Origin of the sequence: Streptomyces sp. HNM0575, assembly GCF_012726265.1 — a bacterium.
Classification (GTDB): Bacteria; Actinomycetota; Actinomycetes; order Streptomycetales; family Streptomycetaceae; genus Streptomyces.
In genome coordinates this window covers 644,539-661,940 of record NZ_JAASAG010000003.1, presented here as the reverse complement: position 1 = coordinate 661,940, position 17,402 = coordinate 644,539, and the positions used below count along the sequence as shown (strand labels likewise).

At 70.3% G+C, this 17,402-nt stretch carries 12 protein-coding genes and 1 pseudogene; 6 read left to right on the top strand and 7 right to left on the bottom strand.

Translation table 11 applies throughout. The features are described 5' to 3' along the window. Positions 1 to 34 precede the first annotated feature (34 nt). The 3 genes and pseudogenes from HCC61_RS10830 to HCC61_RS10820 form a co-directional block, all read right to left on the bottom strand. Positions 35 to 1,253, bottom strand: a pseudogene (locus HCC61_RS10830) (cytochrome P450). 164 nt (positions 1,254 to 1,417) lie between these two features. After that, positions 1,418 to 1,783 (bottom strand): PH domain-containing protein, encoded by a 366-nt coding sequence (locus HCC61_RS10825; RefSeq protein WP_169135068.1) that lies wholly within the window; start codon positions 1,781 to 1,783, stop codon positions 1,418 to 1,420. Positions 1,784 to 2,019: 236 nt separating this feature from the next. Next, positions 2,020 to 2,598 (bottom strand): TetR/AcrR family transcriptional regulator, encoded by a 579-nt coding sequence (locus HCC61_RS10820; RefSeq protein ID WP_169135067.1) that lies wholly within the window; start codon positions 2,596 to 2,598, stop codon positions 2,020 to 2,022. 267 nt (positions 2,599 to 2,865) lie between these two features. Between HCC61_RS10820 and HCC61_RS10815 the strand changes: the two genes are divergently transcribed. The 3 genes from HCC61_RS10815 to HCC61_RS10805 are packed head-to-tail and all read left to right on the top strand — an operon-like array spanning position 2,866 to position 6,592. Further along, the gene (locus HCC61_RS10815) at positions 2,866 to 3,480 is read left to right on the top strand and encodes a 2Fe-2S iron-sulfur cluster-binding protein (RefSeq protein WP_169135066.1); all 615 of its coding nucleotides are present in this window, start codon (positions 2,866 to 2,868) and stop codon (positions 3,478 to 3,480) included. Further along, entirely contained in the window at positions 3,477 to 4,469 is a 993-nt protein-coding gene (locus HCC61_RS10810; RefSeq protein WP_169135065.1) for a xanthine dehydrogenase family protein subunit M, read from the top strand. The genes HCC61_RS10815 and HCC61_RS10810 overlap by 4 nt, the downstream gene beginning before the upstream one ends. Then, on the top strand, positions 4,466 to 6,592 hold the full coding sequence (locus HCC61_RS10805; RefSeq protein WP_169135064.1) for a xanthine dehydrogenase family protein molybdopterin-binding subunit: 2,127 nt from the start codon (positions 4,466 to 4,468) through the stop codon (positions 6,590 to 6,592). The genes HCC61_RS10810 and HCC61_RS10805 overlap by 4 nt, the downstream gene beginning before the upstream one ends. A gap of 157 nt (positions 6,593 to 6,749) precedes the next feature. Here HCC61_RS10805 and HCC61_RS10800 read toward each other — a convergent pair whose 3' ends face one another. Continuing rightward, the gene (locus tag HCC61_RS10800) at positions 6,750 to 7,733 is read right to left on the bottom strand and encodes a hypothetical protein (protein WP_206322303.1); all 984 of its coding nucleotides are present in this window, start codon (positions 7,731 to 7,733) and stop codon (positions 6,750 to 6,752) included. 317 nt (positions 7,734 to 8,050) lie between these two features. On the opposite strand from HCC61_RS10800, the gene HCC61_RS10795 reads away from it, so the two are divergent. Continuing rightward, positions 8,051 to 10,183 (top strand): glycoside hydrolase family 3 C-terminal domain-containing protein, encoded by a 2,133-nt coding sequence (locus tag HCC61_RS10795; protein WP_169135063.1) that lies wholly within the window; start codon positions 8,051 to 8,053, stop codon positions 10,181 to 10,183. A 37-nt stretch (positions 10,184 to 10,220) separates the two neighbouring features. On the opposite strand, the gene HCC61_RS10790 is transcribed toward HCC61_RS10795, so the two are convergent. After that, positions 10,221 to 10,904, bottom strand: a complete 684-nt coding sequence (locus tag HCC61_RS10790; RefSeq protein ID WP_169135062.1) for a helix-turn-helix transcriptional regulator — start codon at positions 10,902 to 10,904, stop codon at positions 10,221 to 10,223. A 274-nt stretch (positions 10,905 to 11,178) separates the two neighbouring features. On the opposite strand from HCC61_RS10790, the gene HCC61_RS10785 reads away from it, so the two are divergent. Next, positions 11,179 to 12,624, top strand: coding sequence for an NCS2 family permease (locus HCC61_RS10785; protein WP_169135061.1), 1,446 nt, complete (start codon positions 11,179 to 11,181; stop codon positions 12,622 to 12,624). 170 nt (positions 12,625 to 12,794) lie between these two features. After that, complete coding sequence (locus tag HCC61_RS10780; RefSeq protein ID WP_169135060.1) at positions 12,795 to 13,085, top strand: hypothetical protein; 291 nt, start codon at positions 12,795 to 12,797, stop codon at positions 13,083 to 13,085. A gap of 170 nt (positions 13,086 to 13,255) precedes the next feature. Here HCC61_RS10780 and HCC61_RS10775 read toward each other — a convergent pair whose 3' ends face one another. Beyond that, the gene (locus HCC61_RS10775) at positions 13,256 to 14,725 is read right to left on the bottom strand and encodes a radical SAM protein (RefSeq protein WP_169135059.1); all 1,470 of its coding nucleotides are present in this window, start codon (positions 14,723 to 14,725) and stop codon (positions 13,256 to 13,258) included. Further along, positions 14,725 to 17,352, bottom strand: a complete 2,628-nt coding sequence (locus tag HCC61_RS10770) for a glycosyltransferase (protein WP_169135058.1) — start codon at positions 17,350 to 17,352, stop codon at positions 14,725 to 14,727. Before HCC61_RS10770 ends, HCC61_RS10775 begins: the two co-directional genes overlap by 1 nt. Positions 17,353 to 17,402 lie beyond the last annotated feature (50 nt).

Here is a 17,402-nt window from a genome sequence, read left to right as displayed (position 1 = left end):
GCCGGCCTGCTACGCGGACGGTGCGACAGGCCCGCTACGCGGACGGTGTGAAGCGCACCGGCAGGGCCTCCAGTCCCCGCGTGAAGACCCCGCGCTCCACCGGCGTGCAGTGCTCTCGCAACGTCAGACCGGGCATGGCGTCCAGCAGCCGGCCGACGCCCACCTCCACCTCCGTCTTGGCGAGCAGCGCGCCCACGCAGAAGTGCCGTCCCAGTGCGAACGCCAGGTGCCGGGCCCGCCGCGGAGAAGGCGGTCGTCGCGGGCAGGTCCGTGCGGAAGATGTCGAAGGAGTCCGGTTCCGCGAAGCGGGTGGCGTCCCGATTGGCCGCGCCGATGAGGCAGTTGACGGTGGAGCCCGCCGGGACGGTGCCGCCGGACAGTTCGACGTCGGCGTCCGTCTCCCGGATGATCATGTGGACGGGAGGCGTCCAGCGCAGCGTCTCCGCGAGGGCCTGCGCTATCAGCCCGCGGTCCTCCCGTACGGCCGCCAACTGCTCCGGATGGCGAAGCAGGTTGCCGAGCAGGCCGGAGATCGCCTTGTCGGTGGTCTCGCCCCCGGCGGCGAACAGGATGCTGATGAAGGCCTTGATGTCCTCGTCCGTCATCGCCGTGCCGTCGACCTCAACGGTGCACAGCGTGGAGAGCAGATCGCCACGGGGATTCTCCCGGCGCTCCCGTATGACGGGGATCATGTAGGCGGCCAGTTCGTCGCGCGTGCGGTGCCCGGCCTCGGTGATCTCCGGGTCCTGGGAGAGATTGCTGAAGTAGGCGACGATGGCGGTGTACCAGTGGTGGAACCGCGGGTGCTCGGACTTGTCGAGGCCCAGCATGTCGACGATCACGTTGATCGGGAAATGGGTGGCGAAGTCCTCGACGAGGTCGGCGGTGCCGGTGCCGCGTAACGGTTCGATGAGGTCGCGCGCGTTCTGCTCGATCACCGGCAGGAACTTCTCCTCCAGCATCCTGCCGCGGAAGGCGGGCGCGACCAGAGCGCGGTGCGCCGCGTGCTCCCGGCCGCTCATCTGCACCAGGGTCCGCCCGTGCACCGGCTCCAGCTGCCAGTCGTAGTTCCGGGTGGTGAACGCCTCGTCGCGGAAGGCGCGTTCGACGTCCTCGTAGCGGGAGACGATGTAGCTGCCGGTGGCCTCGTGCCACAGCAGCGGGAACTCCTCACGCAGGACCCGGTAGGCGGAGTAGGGGTCGGCTGCGAACTGCGGGGAGAGGATGTCGGGCGCTTCCGCGGCGGTGGGCACGGGACGTACCTCGCTTCGTTCGGCGGCGGGCCTGAAGCCGTTGCGGAAACACGCTATGGGCCCGGCTGCCTCCCGCACAGGGCCGGTTCAGGCCGAAGGGGTGCGCAGCCGTACATGCCGCCGGGGCGCGCGAGGCGCGCGAGGCCCGTCGGCGTGCCCCGGGGTCAGCGCGCGACGAACTCCGTGAGCACGGCCTGGACTTCGTAGATGTCGACGCCCTTGGTGAAGGTCTTCTGAATGGGAGTGGGATCGCTGGAGATCCAGATGTTCAGCTCCGCGTCGAGGTCGAAGGTCCCCGCCGTCTCGACCGAGAAGTGCGTGATGCTCCGGTACGGGACCGAGTGGTACTCCACCTTCTTGCCGGTCATGCCCTGCTTGTCGACGAGGATCAGCCGCCGGTCGGTGAAGAGCATGGTGTCGCGTATCAGCAGGAACGCGGCGTGCACCTGCTCGTTCCGGCCCAGCAGACGCGCGTAGTCCCGCTGCGCGGTGGACGTGTCGATGGTGTGCGCGTTCCCGAACAGCGCCATGTGAGCCCCCGGTTGCCGGTCGATTCTCTGGATCAGCAGGGTACGCACGGGAGTTGCGGCGCCGCGTCGACCGCCGGGAGGATCCGCGGCCGCCCGCCTCATCCTCCGGTCCCGGTGGCCGCGGACGCACAGCGGCCCGCGCGTGTGCGCGGCGGCCGGCCAACTCCCGTCGCGGCACGACATGTTCGGGGACGCTTCGCATGTTCCGCGCGCGCCGCCTTCCGCCCGCGACGCCTTCAGCGCCCCGGCGCGCCCGCGCGCAGGCCGTCCATCACCAGGTCGAGGAGCCGGCTGACACGGGGCTGCCAGTCGCCGTGCGGATCGATCTGCCACAGGCCCGCGATCGCGAGGAGGAAGTCGTCCGCCGTGACTCCGGGGCGGATGGTGCCGGCCTCCTCGTTGGCGTGCAGCAGGAGTTCGGCGGCACGCGTGACCGGCTGGTGGCCCGGCTTCGCCGCGCTTCCGGGCGCGCTGGTGGCCTGGCGGATCGCGTCGGCCAGTCCGGCCTTGGCCATGGCGAACTGGGCGAGGCGGTCCATCCACTCCCGCAGGGCGCGCTCCGGTTCGCGCGTCCTGAGCAACTGGGCGGCGGCGTCGGCGACTTGCTGCGTCTCGTGCCGGTAGACCTCCAGCACCAGCGCCTCGCGGCTGGGGAAGTTGCGGTAGAACGTGGCCTGCCCGACGCCGGCCTTCCTGGCGATCGCGCTCAGCGGAACGTCCGTGGAGCACGTCAGCTCCGCCAGGGCCACATCGAGGATGCGCTCGCGGTTCCGTAGTGCGTCCGAGCGCAGAGACGCCTCCTTCTTCTGCTGCACTCGTCCTCCTCGCGGGGTCGTGTCCGTAACCCACCCCGGCCTTGCCAAAGCGGACAACTGTCCGGTACGTTCCCCGTAACGGACAGGCGTCCGGTTACGTCCACCATAGCGGGGCCGCGTCCGGCCCGGCTCCCCTCCCCCGTCCAGTAAGTCCTGGGAGCCGCCGTCGTCGCATACGGCCGTACACCGGTGCGGCCCGGTGCCCCGGCCCGTCCCCTGCCCACCGGACGCCCCCGACGCGCATCGATACGCGAAAGAAGGCTGAGCATGGACCAATCGACGTCCAGCGCCATCACCTTGAAGATCAACGGCGAGAAGCACACGCTGTCCGTCGACCACCGCACCACCCTGCTCGACGCACTGCGCGAGCGGCTCGACCTGACGGGCACCAAGAAGGGCTGCGACCAGGGACAGTGCGGTGCCTGCACGGTCATGCTCGACGGGCGCCGGGCGGTCTCCTGCCTTCAGCTCGCGGTGGCCGCCGAGGGCCGGGAGATCGTCACCATCGAAGGAGTGGCAGACGCCGGGCGGCTGCATCCGGTGCAGGAGGCGTTCCTCGACCTCGACGGCTACCAGTGCGGCTACTGCACACCGGGACAGATCTGTTCGGCCGTGGCCATGATCGAGGAGCATGCCGCGGGCTGGCCGAGCGCCGTGACCGGCGACGTACGGGCCGAAGCGGCACCGCCGGAGCTGACCCCGGAGGAGATACGGGAGCGCATGAGCGGGAATCTGTGCCGCTGCGGCGCGTATGTGCAGATCGTAGAGGCCGTCGCCCAGGCGGCCGGGGTCGTGGAGAGGGCCGGGAGCCCGGCAGGCACTACGGGCGGACCGTCTGCCGGCCACGCGGCCGCGCACGGCTCCAAGGAGGCGCTGGCATGAGGGAGTTCGGATATCGGCGTGCCGCCGACGTCTCCGGAGCGGTCGCCCAGCTCGGCGCCGACCCCGACGCGCGCTTCCTCGGCGGCGGCACCAACCTCGTCGACCTGATGAAGACCGGCGTCGAGCGGCCCGCCCGGCTCGTCGACGTCACGGGGCTGCCGCTCGGGCGGATCGAACCGACCGCGGACGGCGGTCTGCGCATCGGTGCGACCGTCACCAACAGCGACCTGGCCGCCCACCCCGAGGTCCGGCGCCGGTATCCGGCGCTGGCGCAGGCCGTGCTCGCCGGAGCCTCGGGGCAGCTGCGCAACATGGCCACGGTCGGCGGGAACCTGCTCCAGCGCACCCGCTGCGGCTACTTCGCCGACGTCACCCAGCCGTGCAACAAGCGTGACCCCGGCAGCGGTTGCCCCGCCATAGAGGGCGAGCACCACAATCACGCGATCCTGGGCGCGTCCGATCGCTGTGTGGCCGTGCACCCGTCGGACATGGGCGTGGCGCTCGCGGCCTTCGACGCGGTCGTCTCCTATGAAACGGCGGAAGGCACGGGCGAGTTGCCGCTCGCCGAGTTCTACACGCCCGTGGGCGAGACCCCGCATCTGGAGACCGCGCTGCCGTCCGGGGCGCTGATCACCGGCGTGACGCTGCCGCCCGCTCCGGTCGCGGAGCTCTCGCGCTACCGGAAGGTGCGTGAGCGCGCCTCGTACGCGTTCGCGATCGGCTCGGTCGCCGCCGCGCTCGACGTGCGGGGCGGCACCGTACGAGAGGTGCGCCTGGCCTTCGGGGCGGTCGCGTCCCGGCCGTGGCGTGCCCGTACGGCCGAGCGCGCGCTGACCGGTGCTCCCGCGGACGCCGGCAGCTTCGCCGCCGCCGCGGACGCCGAGCTGGCGGAGGCCTCGCCGCTGCCACAGAACGGATACAAGGTGACCCTGATGCGCAATCTGGCGGTGGCCGTGCTGACCGAACTCGGCGAGGAGGCCGCCCGATGACGACCGTCACGACCGGAACGACGTCCCCGAAGGGCGCGCACGGCACCTCGCACACCCGTGTGGAGGGCCTGGAGAAGATCACCGGGGCGGCGCGGTACGCGGGAGACATCCCGTTCGCCGAACTCGCGCACGGCTGGCTGGCGTTGTCCACGGTCGCCCGCGGCCGCATCCGCTCCGTGGAGACCGGGCCCGTGCTCGAGATGCCCGGCGTGCTCGCCGTGCTGCACCACGGCAACGCCCCGCACGTGAACACCGACTACGTCGGAATGCTCGGCGCTCCGGACCCGACCATCGCCGTCTTCCAGAACGACCGCGTGCCGCACCGGGGCTGGCCGGTGGCGCTCGTCGTGGCCGAGACGCCGGAGGAGGCCAGGGAGGCCGCCGAGGCGCTGGTCGTGGAGTACGAGGAGGAGCCGCACGACATCGCGTTCTCCGCCGGCCACCCCGACGCCTACGCCCACGACGGCCCGCAGGGTGCGGCGGTGATGGAGAAGGGCGACCTGGAGGCCCAACTCGCCTCGTCCGCCGTGCTCGTGGACGAGGAGTACACGACGCCGGAGGAGCACCACAACCCGATGGAGCCGCACGCGGCGGCGGCCCGCTGGGAGGGTGGCCGTCTCGAGGTCTTCGACTCCAACCAGGGCAGCGCGTGGGTCGTCAACGAGCTGGCGCAGCTCTTCTCGCTCGACCCGTCCGCCGTGCGGGTGCGGTCCGAGCACGTCGGCGGCGCCTTCGGCTCCAAGGGCATACGCGCACACCAGGTGGCCGCCGTGATGGCCGCGACGATGCTCCAGCGTCCGGTCCGCGTCGTCCTCACCCGCCGGCAGATGTTCTCGCTCACCGGCTACCGCAGCCCCACGACGCAGCGCGTCCGGCTCGGAGCGGACGCCGACGGGCGGCTGCTGGCGCTGGAGCACGACTCCCTCAGCCTCACTTCGAGCGTGCACGAGTTCGTCGAGCCGAGCGCCGGGGTGGGGCGGGTGCTGTACGACGCCGACGCCCACCACACGGCCAACCGGATCGTGCGGCTCGATGTGCCGAGCCCGACGTTCATGCGGGCGCCGGGCGAGGCGCCCGGTTCGTTCGCGCTGGAGTCGGCCTTCGACGAACTGGCCGAGAAGTGCGGCATCGATCCCATCGAGTTGCGGGCCCGCAACGAGCCAGAGGCCGGGCCGCTCTCCGGCCTGCCGTTCAGCAGCCGCAATCTGCTCGCCTGCTTCGAGGAGGGCGCACGCAGGTTCGGCTGGGCGGACCGCGATCCGCGTCCCGGGGTGCGCCGCGAGGGGCACCGTCTGCTGGGCACCGGCACCGCCGCCGCCTTCTTCCCCTCCAACGCCATCCCGTCCACGGCGGCGGTGACGGCGGAGGCCGACGGCACGTTCACGGTGCGGATCACCGCGGCGGACATCGGCACCGGCGCCCGTACGGCACTGACGCTCATCGCCGCCGAGACCCTCGATGTGGCTACCGAGCGGGTGAACGTGCGGATCGGGGACAGCGACTTCGGTCAGGCGATGATCGCCGGCGGCTCGATGGGCACCCGCTCATGGGGCTGGGCGGTGACGATCGCCGCCCGGGATCTGCGGGAGCAGCTGGCCCTGGGCGGCAGCATCCCGCCGGAGGGCATCACGGCCCGTTCGGACACCTCCGAGGCCATCGGTGCGCTCACCGCCTCCGAACGGCATTCGTTCGGCGCGCAGTTCGCCGAGGTCACCGTGGACCCCGCCACCGGGGAGGTACGGGTGCGGCGCATGCTCGGCATCTTCGCAGCGGGCCGCATCGTCAACCCGCTGACGGCTCGCAGCCAGTTCCTCGGCGGAATGACCTGGGGCATCTCCATGGCGCTGCATGAGGAAGCGCTCAGGGACGGCGCCTCCGGCGGTGTCGTCGGCGCCGATTTCGCGGGCTATCACGTCGCCTCGAACGCCGACGTGCCGAGCATCGAGGCGGACTGGGTGGACGACCCGGACCCGAACGACCCGGTCGGCATCAAGGGCATCGGGGAGATCGGCATCGTGGGTGCCGCGGCGGCAATCGCCAACGCCGTGTGGCATGCGACGGGCGAGCGGCAGCGCAGTCTGCCGATCCGGCCCGACCGTGTGCTGAAGGCGGCGGGAGGCTGAGCGGGAGCCAAGTGATCCGTCACGCGGGACCGGTGACGCGTGGCCGCAAGCGCGTGGCCGGGAGCGCGCGATCAGCAGCGTGTGATCACGCGAGGCCGTCACCGGGGCGGGGCCGGGCTGTGCTGTGCGCACCCTGCCCCGCCCCGGCTGTCCGGCTTCACCCGCCGCAAAGCCCCCCGGCCGTGGTCAGGGAGCCGCCGTCGTTCTCGTCGTCCGTACCGAGGACGGCCTTGTCGGAGCCGGGGAGGCAGGCGAGCGCCTCCACCTTGTGCTTCTCGAACTTCTTCAGCACCTCGGGCTCCTTGGCCACGGAGAGGACTACCGCGCCGGAGTCGTCGAGCGAGACGCGCCCTGCTGCGTAGACGGCCGAGTCGAAGGGGCCGTCGTCACCGGGGTCGGAGGCCGAACTCACCACGAGCGCACCGGACTCGGTCAGCTCGGTGTCCGAGGCGTGCCGTACGTCCTCGGTCGGGTAGGGGGCCCGTACCTCCGCCGACTGCACGTCTCCGAAGTGGCTCTTGCCGGACGAGTCGAAGGACAGCGGAGCGGCGTGCAGCGTGCCGGGACGGTCGTCCTTGCCCCGGTCCCCCCACACCGCGACCAGTTTCCCCTCACGTGCTGAAGTGCCGTGTGCCGCTGCGGCGGACGACGACGGCGTGCCGAGCGCGAGGTTCTCGATCTCGTCGCCGAATTCGACGGCGGGGAGGGTGAAGGTGTCCACGACCTTCGCCTCGCCGTCGGCCACTTGCAGGTGGAAGGCCTCGCCGGAACTGGCCACCGCCAGGTAGCCGTTCTTCTCACCGGGCACCGCGGCGAGCGCTTCCAGGTCGCTGGGCGGCGATCCGCCCTTCCAGTCCAGGGGGTCGACGTCCGGGTCCTTGCCGTCGCGGTATGCGACGGAGGCGACGCGGTTCTCGTCGGGTTCCTTGTTGTCGCGGACGACGATCGCGTCCACGTCGTCCGCCGCGCCTGCGGTTCCGGAGACGGCTATCCCGCTGATGCCGGAGGTCTTGCCCTTGCCTGCGGACTGCCAGTCGTCGCCGCCGTCGCCCGCGTACGCGGCGGGCAGGGCTACGGCGGCGATCAGCGTTCCCGCGCCGACGGTGGCGAGGGCGGATCTTATGAGTTTCGTGGGGGGCATGAGTCCCTTTCGGATTCCGTGGGTCGCACGTGTGGAAGAGGGTCGCCGCGGACGTCGGCCGAACGGCGATTCCGCCCGGGCAACATACCGAAACGGGTGCGGTCGCCGCCCGGCGGAATCAGGAATGATCAGCTCCGCGTGCCCGTCCTCTGCGACCAACTCCCCTTCTCACAAGGGAAGTTCGTAGCACCCGGTTCATTTCGCGCATGCTGCCGCCGCATTTCTTCGGCGTCACATGGGGATATCAGAAGCATTGGGCAAGTGAATATCAGTCGTCTGTGAGGCCGCTGCCGCGGCGGAAAGGACGTGCTGAGGTGATGGGACATCCTCGGCCCCTCGTCAGGGTGGCCACGACTCTGGTGTTCTGTGCCGCGCTCACCATGCCGGGCCCCGGCCCGCTCTCCTCCCCGCCGGCTGCCGCCTCCTCCGCCTCGACGGGAGCGCAAGAGGACCGGCCGTGGACCGACAGATCGCTCAGCCCCGAGGAGCGCGCCGGCCTGCTGCTGGAGGCCATGACGCTCGACGAGAAGATCGGCATGCTGCATGGCACCATCGGCGCCCCGGTGCCGACCACGGGCTACATCGCACCGATACGGCGCCTCGGCGTGCCCGGCGTGACGATGACGGACGGACCCGCGGGCGTGCGCAACGGGCAGAAGGCCACGGAGATGCCCGCCCCCGTCGCACAGGCCGCCAGCTTCGACACGGACACGGCGCGGCAGTACGGGCGCGCGGTCGGGCGCGAGGCTCGCGCACGGGGCCAGTCGCAGGTCTTCGGGCCGGGCACGAACATCCAGCGGGTGCCGGTGGGCGGCCGCAACTTCGAGTACTACAGCGAGGATCCCTACCTCGCGGGCACCATGGCGGGCGCGGACACCACCGGCATCCAGTCGGAGGGCGTCATCGCCACCGTCAAGCACTTCGCGGCCAACAACCAGGAGACGGACCGCATGACCGTCTCGGCCGACATCGACGAGCGCACGCTGCACGAGATCTACGGCACGCCCTTCGACCTCGCCGTGCGGCAGGGCAGACCGGGCTCGGTGATGTGCTCGTACAACCGCGTCAACACCGTCTACGCCTGCTCCAACGCCCGCACCCTGCGCACGATGCTGCGCTCCCGCTTCGGCTTCGACGGGTACGTGGTCTCCGACTACCCCTCCACGCACGCCACTTCGGACCTGGCCGCCGGCCTCAACGTCGAACTGCCGCTCTCCTTCTGGGTCAACCCCCTGAGCGTCCGCGCGGCGCTGCACAGCGGCGACCTCACCCGGCAGGACATCGACCAGCGCGTACGTGAAGTGCTCACCGTCCTCTTCAGGTTCGGCCTCTTCGAGCGGAACGGCACGGCCACCTCCCCGCTCGACGAGGCCGCCGGGAACGCCGCGGCGCAGCATTCCGCCGAGCAGGGCGCCGTCCTGCTCAAGAACGACGACGACGCCCTGCCGCTGACGGGCTCCGCGGACGACATCGCGGTCATCGGCTCCGCCGCGTCCGGCTCGGCGCAGGGCGGCGGCAGCAGCAAGGTCGACGCGCTCTCGAAGGACACGGCGCTCGACGCGGTCAAGAGGCGGGCGGGCGGCTCGGCCCACGTCACCTACCACGACGGAAGCTTTGCGGGGGCGGCGGCCGACGCCGCGAAGTCGGCCGACGTGGCCCTCGTCTTCGCCCACGACAAGGAGGAAGAGGGCAGCGACCGTTCGAGCCTGTCCCTGCCCGACGGCCAGGACGAACTGATCTCGAAGGTGGCGGCGGCCAACCCCGAGACGATCGTGGTGCTCCAGACCGGCGCCCCCGTGCTGATGCCCTGGCTGCCGAAGGTCAAGAGCGTCCTGGAGACCTGGTACCCGGGCGCACGCGGCGGCGCCGCCACCTCGCGTCTGCTGTGGGGCGACGTGAACCCCTCGGGCAAGCTGCCCCAGACCTTCCCCGCCCGCGAGGACGAAGTGCCGGCGAGCACCGAGGCGCAGTATCCGGGCGTCAACGGCACGGCGCACTACTCGGAGGGAGTCGACGTCGGCTATCGCTGGTACGACAAGACCCACACGAAGCCCCTGTTCCCGTTCGGGCACGGCCTGTCCTACAGCACCTTCCGCTACTCGGACCTGCGTCTGGAGCACGGTTCCGGTGGCCCGGACGACTCCGTCGGCCTGTCCTTCACGGTCACCAACACCGGGAAGCGGGCGGGCTCCGAGGCGGCGCAGGTGTACGTCGCCAAGCCGGACACCGGGGCCGACAGCCCGCCCAGGGAACTGGGCGGCTACCGCAAGGTGCACCTCGCGGCGGGAGAGAGCAAGCACGTACGCGTCTCCGTCGACCCGCGGCAGCTGTCGTACTGGGACACGGGCGCCCACGAGTTCCGGGTGCGGCAGGGCGAGTACGGCATCGCCGTCGGCTCCTCCTCGCGCGAACTGCCGCTGAGCGCCTCCTACCTGGTGCGGGCCGACTGACGCGGCGTACTGCCAACTGCCCTACTGCCCTACTGCCCTACTGCCGCGGAGGCTCCTCGATCCGCGCCCAGAAGTGCTCGACGATGTCCTCCAGGAAGCGCCGCCCGTCGTCGGCCGTGGAGTTGCTGCTGGCCCGCCCGAGCGTGGCGGCCATGAGGGCCTGGTACTCGTGCTGCATGGTCCGCAGGGGTTCCTGGAGCGCCCGGCGGTCGATCGCGACGAGCCGGGCGATGGCGCGGACATGGGCCTGCCAGCGGGTCGATACGGCTTCGGTGAGCAGACGGGCGAGCTCGTCCTCCTGGCCCGTGACGGCGATGAAGTCGCGCGGCGGCAGCTTCAGTACGCTGCCGAGGTTGGCAGACTGCCGCTTGTCGCCGGTCCACCGGCCGGTCTCCTCCATGTACCGGTACGCGTCGATGTCGAGGCCGATGAGACGGGCGAGGTCCTCGGCTGAGACCCCGCGGGCCAGGCGGTGCTCCAGCAACGTACGGGGACGTCCCATGAGTTCGCCGGGGCCGCACCACAGGGCACCGGCCAGGGCGGTCACTTCGTTGGCGGTGGGCAGGGCTTCGCCGCGCTCCCATGCGGTGATGTGATCGGGGCTGACGTGACTCATGCCGTATGAGGCGCGCATGCCGTAAGCGACGTGGCCAGGGGCCATCCCCAGTCTCTCGCGCAGGGTGCGGGCGGCGCGCGCGTTGAACGAGATCGGTGGATCCACGGGCAGAGAGTAAGCAGTTACCGTCGGCAACTCCACGGTCGCCTGTCTTCTGCATCCCGTTTTGCGGAATAGGTCGTGACCGATTTCGTAGGAACCGACAGGACTGATCCGAAGACGTAACCACTGGATACGGCAACGCAATTGTGGAAACTGCGCTGTTGCGTATGATCCGCTCCGCAAGGCGCCGCATGCGCGTTTGCACAACTGCCCGTCATACGCTCCCGGCGGCGGCGCCCTGCTTTCCCCTCAACTGTAGGTACCAGGAGACGCAGCCATGGATACGACTTCGACGAGTCCGCCCGCCGCACCGTCCAGCAGAACCGGCGGCCCACTCGACCGATACTTCCGCATCAGCGAACGCGGCTCGACATTCAGCCGGGAGATACGCGGCGGATTCGCCACCTTCTTCACCATGGCGTACATCCTCGTACTCAACCCGATCATCCTCGGCAGTGCCCAGGACAAGTTCGGCCACCAGCTGGAGGGCGCCGAACTGGCCACCGCCACCGCCCTGGTGGCGGGCGTCATGACTCTGATCATGGGCGTGGGCGGCAACCTTCCGCTCGCGCTGGCCACGGGCCTGGGCATCAACGTCATCGTCGCCTTCCAGGTCGCGCCGCTCATGGCCTGGGAAGACGCGATGGGCCTCATCGTGCTGGAAGGCCTGCTGATCAGCGTCCTCGTGATGACGGGTCTCCGTGAGGCCGTCATGCACGCCATCCCGCAGCCGCTCAAGCAGGCCATCAGCGTCGGCATCGGCCTGTTCATCGCCTTCATCGGCTTCGTGGACGCCGGCTTCGTCACCCGCGTCCCGGACTCGGCGAAGACCACCGTCCCCGTTCAGCTCGGCACCGGCACCCTCAACGGCTGGCCCATGCTCGTCTTCTGCGTGGGCGTGCTCGTCACGATCGTGCTCGTCTCCCGCAAGATCAAGGGCGCCATTCTCATCAGCATCGTCGTGATGACCGCCGTCGCCATCGCCATCGACGAGTTCGCCGGAGTCAAGAACTGGGGCGTGACCTCTCCCTCGCTGCCCGGGAATCCCGTCGCGGCGCCCGACTTCGGGCTGGTGGGCAAATTCGACCTGCTCGGTGCGTTCGGGGAGACCGGCGCCCTGACCGTCGTCCTGCTGATCTTCGCCCTGATCCTCTCCGACTTCTTCGACACGATGGGCACCATCGTCGGCGTCACCGCGGAGGCCGGACTGCTCGACGACCGCGGCCAGGTCCCCGGCCTGGGACGTGTGCTGCTCATCGACGGCGCCGCCGCCGTCGCGGGCGGCGCCTGCTCCGCCTCGTCGGCCACCACTTACATCGAGTCCGCGGCGGGTGTGGGCGAAGGCGCCCGCACCGGCTTCTCCAGCGTCGTCACCGGCGGACTGTTCGGTCTCGCCCTCTTCCTCACGCCCGTACTGACGATCGTGCCCCTCCAGGCCGCCTCCCCCGCCCTCGTCGTCGTCGGCTTCCTGATGATGACGCAGGTCAAGCACATCGACTGGGACCGCTACGATCTCGCGATCCCGGCCTTCCTGACCATCGCCGTCATGCCGTTCACCTACTCCATCACCAACGGCATCGGCGCCGGCTTCATCGCCTACGTCGTCCTCAAGGCGTGCGTGGGCAAGATCCGCGAGGTCCACTGGCTGCTCCTGGGCAGCTCGGTGCTCTTCCTCGTCTACTTCGCCATCGAGCCCCTGAAGCAACTCCTGGGCGTCGAGTAGCCCGTCCGATAGCAGCACGTACGGCTGACGAGGGCGGCCCCGCGCACACCGCTGCCGGGGCCGCCCTCGCCGTTGTCGCGAGGCCGCCGTCCCGGCGAAGCACATGCCTGCGCGGGCGACGTACGAACCCGGCACGACCGGCCGGGACGCGGGAGCCGTAGGCTCGGCACATGGTTGATCCGAAGGAGCCCGAGTCCGACGCGCTGTACGCGGACGCAGACGAGGGCGTGGAAGAAGCACGCCGGCACGTCCGCGAAGCAGCGTCGGGAACAGACACCGCGCAGCTCGAGACCGCGCTCGACGAACTGGAGGCCGCCCTCGCCCACCGTGAGGCGGCAAGGCTGCGGCTCCGCGACGACGCATGGGTCATCACGGCCCTCGGTGCGGCGAACGCGATCGACCCGCAGTACCACGGCGATCCCGATGCGGAACCCGACGACCCGGACACGACGACGCCCTAGCGGCCGTGCCGGTGCCCGTGCCCGGACGGCGCCGGCGTCGTGCCCGTGCCCGTGCCGTCCGGGTGCCGGCGCGGGGCCGCACCTGACAGCTCCTCGCCGCCTCCCGGCCCGCGTCGCCGCACAACTCCGCGCCGCCGCACAGCCCGCGCCGCCTCCCGGCTCCGCGCCGCTCACAACTCCGCGTTGATGAGCGCCTCCACCAGCACCTTGCCGTCCGTCGTCAGCCGGATCCGCCCGCCGGCGTCGTCCACGACGGCGAGGCCGCGTCCCTCCAGCGAACGGAACCTGCTGAGCCAGGGCTCCGCGAAGAGGGACGAGCCGGGGAAGCGCTCCCGGTGCAGCTCGTCGCTGAGGGGACGCAGCGTGGAGAGGGCCATCTTGACCGCCCTGGCCTCCTGCGCCTCCTCAGTGAAGCGGGTCACCGAACCCAGCGGCACGCGCCCGGCCTCCACCGCCTCGGAGTACGTCTTCCAGTTCACGTCGGTGATCGCCTCGGAGGTGCGGCAGCTTGAGCTTCCGCCCAGCCCGATCGCGACCTCGGCCTCCTGCTTGTCCTGGTCGACCATGATGGCCTTCCACTTCTCCGGGCCGAGCTCACCGCGGGCGAAGTACATGGTGGGCTGCTCGCGGTAGCCGCCGCGCTCCAGGCCCTCGTGGAGCACCTCGCGCATCTGGTACTGCTCGCCGAGCGTGGGCCAGTGGTGACCGTCCCGTACCAGCTTGGCGCGGTAGTCCGGGAGTTGCCACGCGGCGGGCTGGACCCCGGCGACGCCCGTCCTGGTGTCGCTGTAGGACGCCAGGTGAAGCTTCGTGCAGACCACGGCGGTCAGTTCGTTCTCCAGGACGATGTCGAGGTCGCGGCGGACGCTGTCGACGGTCTGGTCGAGCAGGCCGTACATCAGGTCGATGCTGATCCACTCGAAGCCGGTGCGCTGCGCCTCGCGGACGAAGTCCACGCACATCTTCGAGGTGTGCTCACGTCCGCACTGCTCCAGCACCGGGTCGTCGAAGGACTGCACGCCGCTGCTGAGCTTGGTGCAGCCCAGCTCGGCGAGGAGCTGGAGCTTCTCGGGCGTGAACGTGCTGGGGTCGCCCTCGAAGCGGATGGCGGTGTCCGGGCCGAAGTTGAAGTTCTCCCGGTAGAAGTCGAGCAGGCGGCGGATGGCGTCGGGCGGCAGCAGCGAAGGCGTGCCACCGAAGACGTTGAACTCCCCGATCGGGGCCGACGCCAGGCTGGGCACCTCCCGCAGCCACAGCTGCGCCTCCCGGATGTTCCAGTCGACCCACTGGTTGGCCTTGGCGTCGACGACCTCGGGAGGGCCCTTGGCCAGCACCACGGGGTACTGGCAGAACCGGCAGCGGTAGGCGCAGGTCGGTATGTAGGACCACAGGTGGATCGGGGCCGTCGAGGCGAGCTGCCGGTCGAGGTCGGAGAGGAAGGACTCCGGGGTGGCATCGGGGATGTTGCCGGGGAAGACATGGGCCCCGAAGGGGTCCTGGGTGACGTACTCCAGGAGATGACGGTTCTCCGGCGCGCTCAGCTTCTCCACCACGGCGGGATCCGGGTGGCCCGGGTCGGTCTGCCGCAGCGAGGCGAGCGTCTCCTCGTACGTCGGCCGGTGGCCGATGTCGACGGTCATCAGAACACCCCTCCGTTTCCGAAGTAGTTGTGGGCTTCTCCGGATTCGCGGTCCTCGCAGTAGTAGCGCACGAACTCGGTGAAGCGTTCCGGCGGCACGTCGCGCAGGCACTCGGGCAGCGGCGGCGGGTGGCCGATGTCCTCGCCCACGGTCGCACGCAGCCGGGCGAAGATCTCGTCGGCGAACTCGAAGTACAGCCTGTAGGAAGGGGTCTTGTAGGAGTGGATGGGCGTGAAGTCGACGACGCTCATCTCCTCCTTGATCTCCGCGATCCGCTTCCCGAGGCGTTCGGCGAGCGACGGCCCGAAGAACTCGGCGACCGCGTCGTCGTCGAGGAGCGACGGCGTCAGCAGCACGGGAAGGATGGTGTTCTTCGGCGTGAAGTCCTTGATGGAGAACTCCCATGCCTGGAGGGCCTCTTCCTCCGTGAGGTCGTCGCCGTCCCGGTCCTCGGCCGGTTCCGGCTCGGGGATCCTGATGTCGCGCATGACGATGATCCCGTCCGAGCCGTAGGCGCGGCCTGTGATCACCTCGTCGATCGCGTGGTTGACCCTGCGCGGATTGATCTCCACGCGTGAGCGGGGCACGTAGGCGATGTCCTCGCCGGAGCCGCGGACGCGGATCCCGAAGTCCCAGTCGTCGGACAGGTGGTTGACGAACCGGCCGTTCTGCAGCTGGTAGAAGATCTCGATGCCGCCGACCTTCTCGTACGCCTCCCGCTCGACCGCGAAGCCCTTGCCGTCGGGGAAGCCGCCGAAGAGCGAGAACGTCACGGCGCGGCAGCGCAGCGTGCGCTGGATGGCGTCCCACAGCCGCGGCCTGCCGGCGAAGTGCTCGGGCGAGTAGTAGTAGTCGCACACGCCGATGGCGGCCTTGCCGGACTCCATGGCGGTCAGCAGCTCCCACAGCCACCGGTCGTCGACCCGGCAGTCGGCGTCCGCGGAGACGAGGAAGAAGCGCTGCTCGGAGTCGGAGGGCCCGCGCCGGGCGCTGCGCTGCGAGGCGAAGTCCATGCCGGTCTTGCGGGCGCAGGCCACGCCCTGTTCGGGCTCGGGAACGATGTGCAGCGCGAGATCGGGGTGTTCGGCGGCGAAGCCGCGCGCGATCTTCACGGTGTCGTCGGTGGAGTTGTTGTCGACCAGCACGATCTCGTACAGCGACTTGTCCAGCGGGCCGTCGGCGCCGCGCTGTTCGTACAGCGACGTCAGCACGGCCGGCAGATTGGCGGCCTCGTTGTAGACGGGCAGGACGACGCTCATGCGGGTCCGTTCGCCCATGGGCGTCAGGAACAGCTCGGCGAGCAGCTCGCCCGCCCGGTCCGCGCCGAAGTGCCGCTTGCCGAGCCGGTGGTTGAAGTCCGCCATCTCCTCGCGCTTCCTTTCGTCCAGGATCAGTTCGGCGACGCTGTCCACGAAGCGGTCGGTGGGCAGGTCCCCGTCGGTGAGTTCCATGACCGGGGCGCGGAATCCCTTGCCCCCGTAGACCGTGTCGTAGAGCTGGTAGCGGGTCGTCAGGTACGGGACGCGCGAGGCGATCGCCTCACCGATGGGGTTCCCGTAGCTCTCATAGTCGTAGGAGGTCAGGAACGAGGCCAGATCGGCGTGGGCGAGCAGGTCGCGCACCGACCAGCCTGCCCCGCTGGCGGCTCCGATATCGGCCTCGTGCGGTGCGAGGCGTCCGCCGAAGACGACGCGGTCGCGCACGCCCAGCGACTCGGCGAGGTCGAGCAGGCGTGCGTGTTCGCCGGGCGCCTCGTCGGTGTCGCCGGCGACGAAGAGGCGGACGCCGGGCGCGCGTTCGGCGAGGCGGGCCACGAGGTGGATGTCACGGTCGATGCGCTTCTGCGGGATGATCCGGGTGCAGCGGGCGATGAGCGGGGCGTCCTCGGGGATGCCGAAGTCGCGGCGGAAGCCCGGCGCCCGGCCGTCGGCCAGGGCCGGTTCGTGGGTGAAGGTGTTGGGCAGGACGTCGATGTTCTCCAGGTCCGGTACCCATTCGAGGGTCTTTCTGCGGGCCTCCTCGTGGAGCGCTATGTAGTGGATGTACGGGGTGTTGGCGGGGGCGACGGTGCGGGGGTAGGGGAAGGTGCCGTACTTGCCGGTGCCCGGTTCGCTCTGCCACATCAGGTCGTGGTCGCGCCACAGCACGAAGCGGCCCAGTCGGTGGCGGCGTCCGTAGCGTTCGACGGCCGAGCGGAGCGCCTTGGTGTAGGTGATGTTCTCCGGCAGCGTGCCGTTCTCCACCATCACGAACGAGACGTCGTGGCGCTCCCACGTCTCGACGATGCGGTCGCTGATGGCCGCGGCGGCCGCCTCCACCCGTGGCAGCAGATGCGCGCCCTCGCCGTGCTGTACGTACTCGCGCAGCACCGCGGAGACGAACTCCTGGTCGTAGCCGGGGACTCGGTCGAGGCCGGCGACTCTGCCGAGCCGCACCCAGCCGGGCAGCAGTGCCGCTTCGTCGTCGTACGGGCGGAAGAAGGCGTTCTTGTCGGCCTTCACGTCGTAGCCGAGGTCCAGATGCACCCCGTAGCCCTGCTCGCGGAAGAGCCGGGCGGTCTTCACGAACTCCACCACCACCCCGGAGATCGGAGTGGCGTCGAAGGATATGCCCCACAAGACGGTCATGGATTCCGGTACTCCTGCCGTTTCGTGCCGCTGTGCCGCGCCGGCGACGA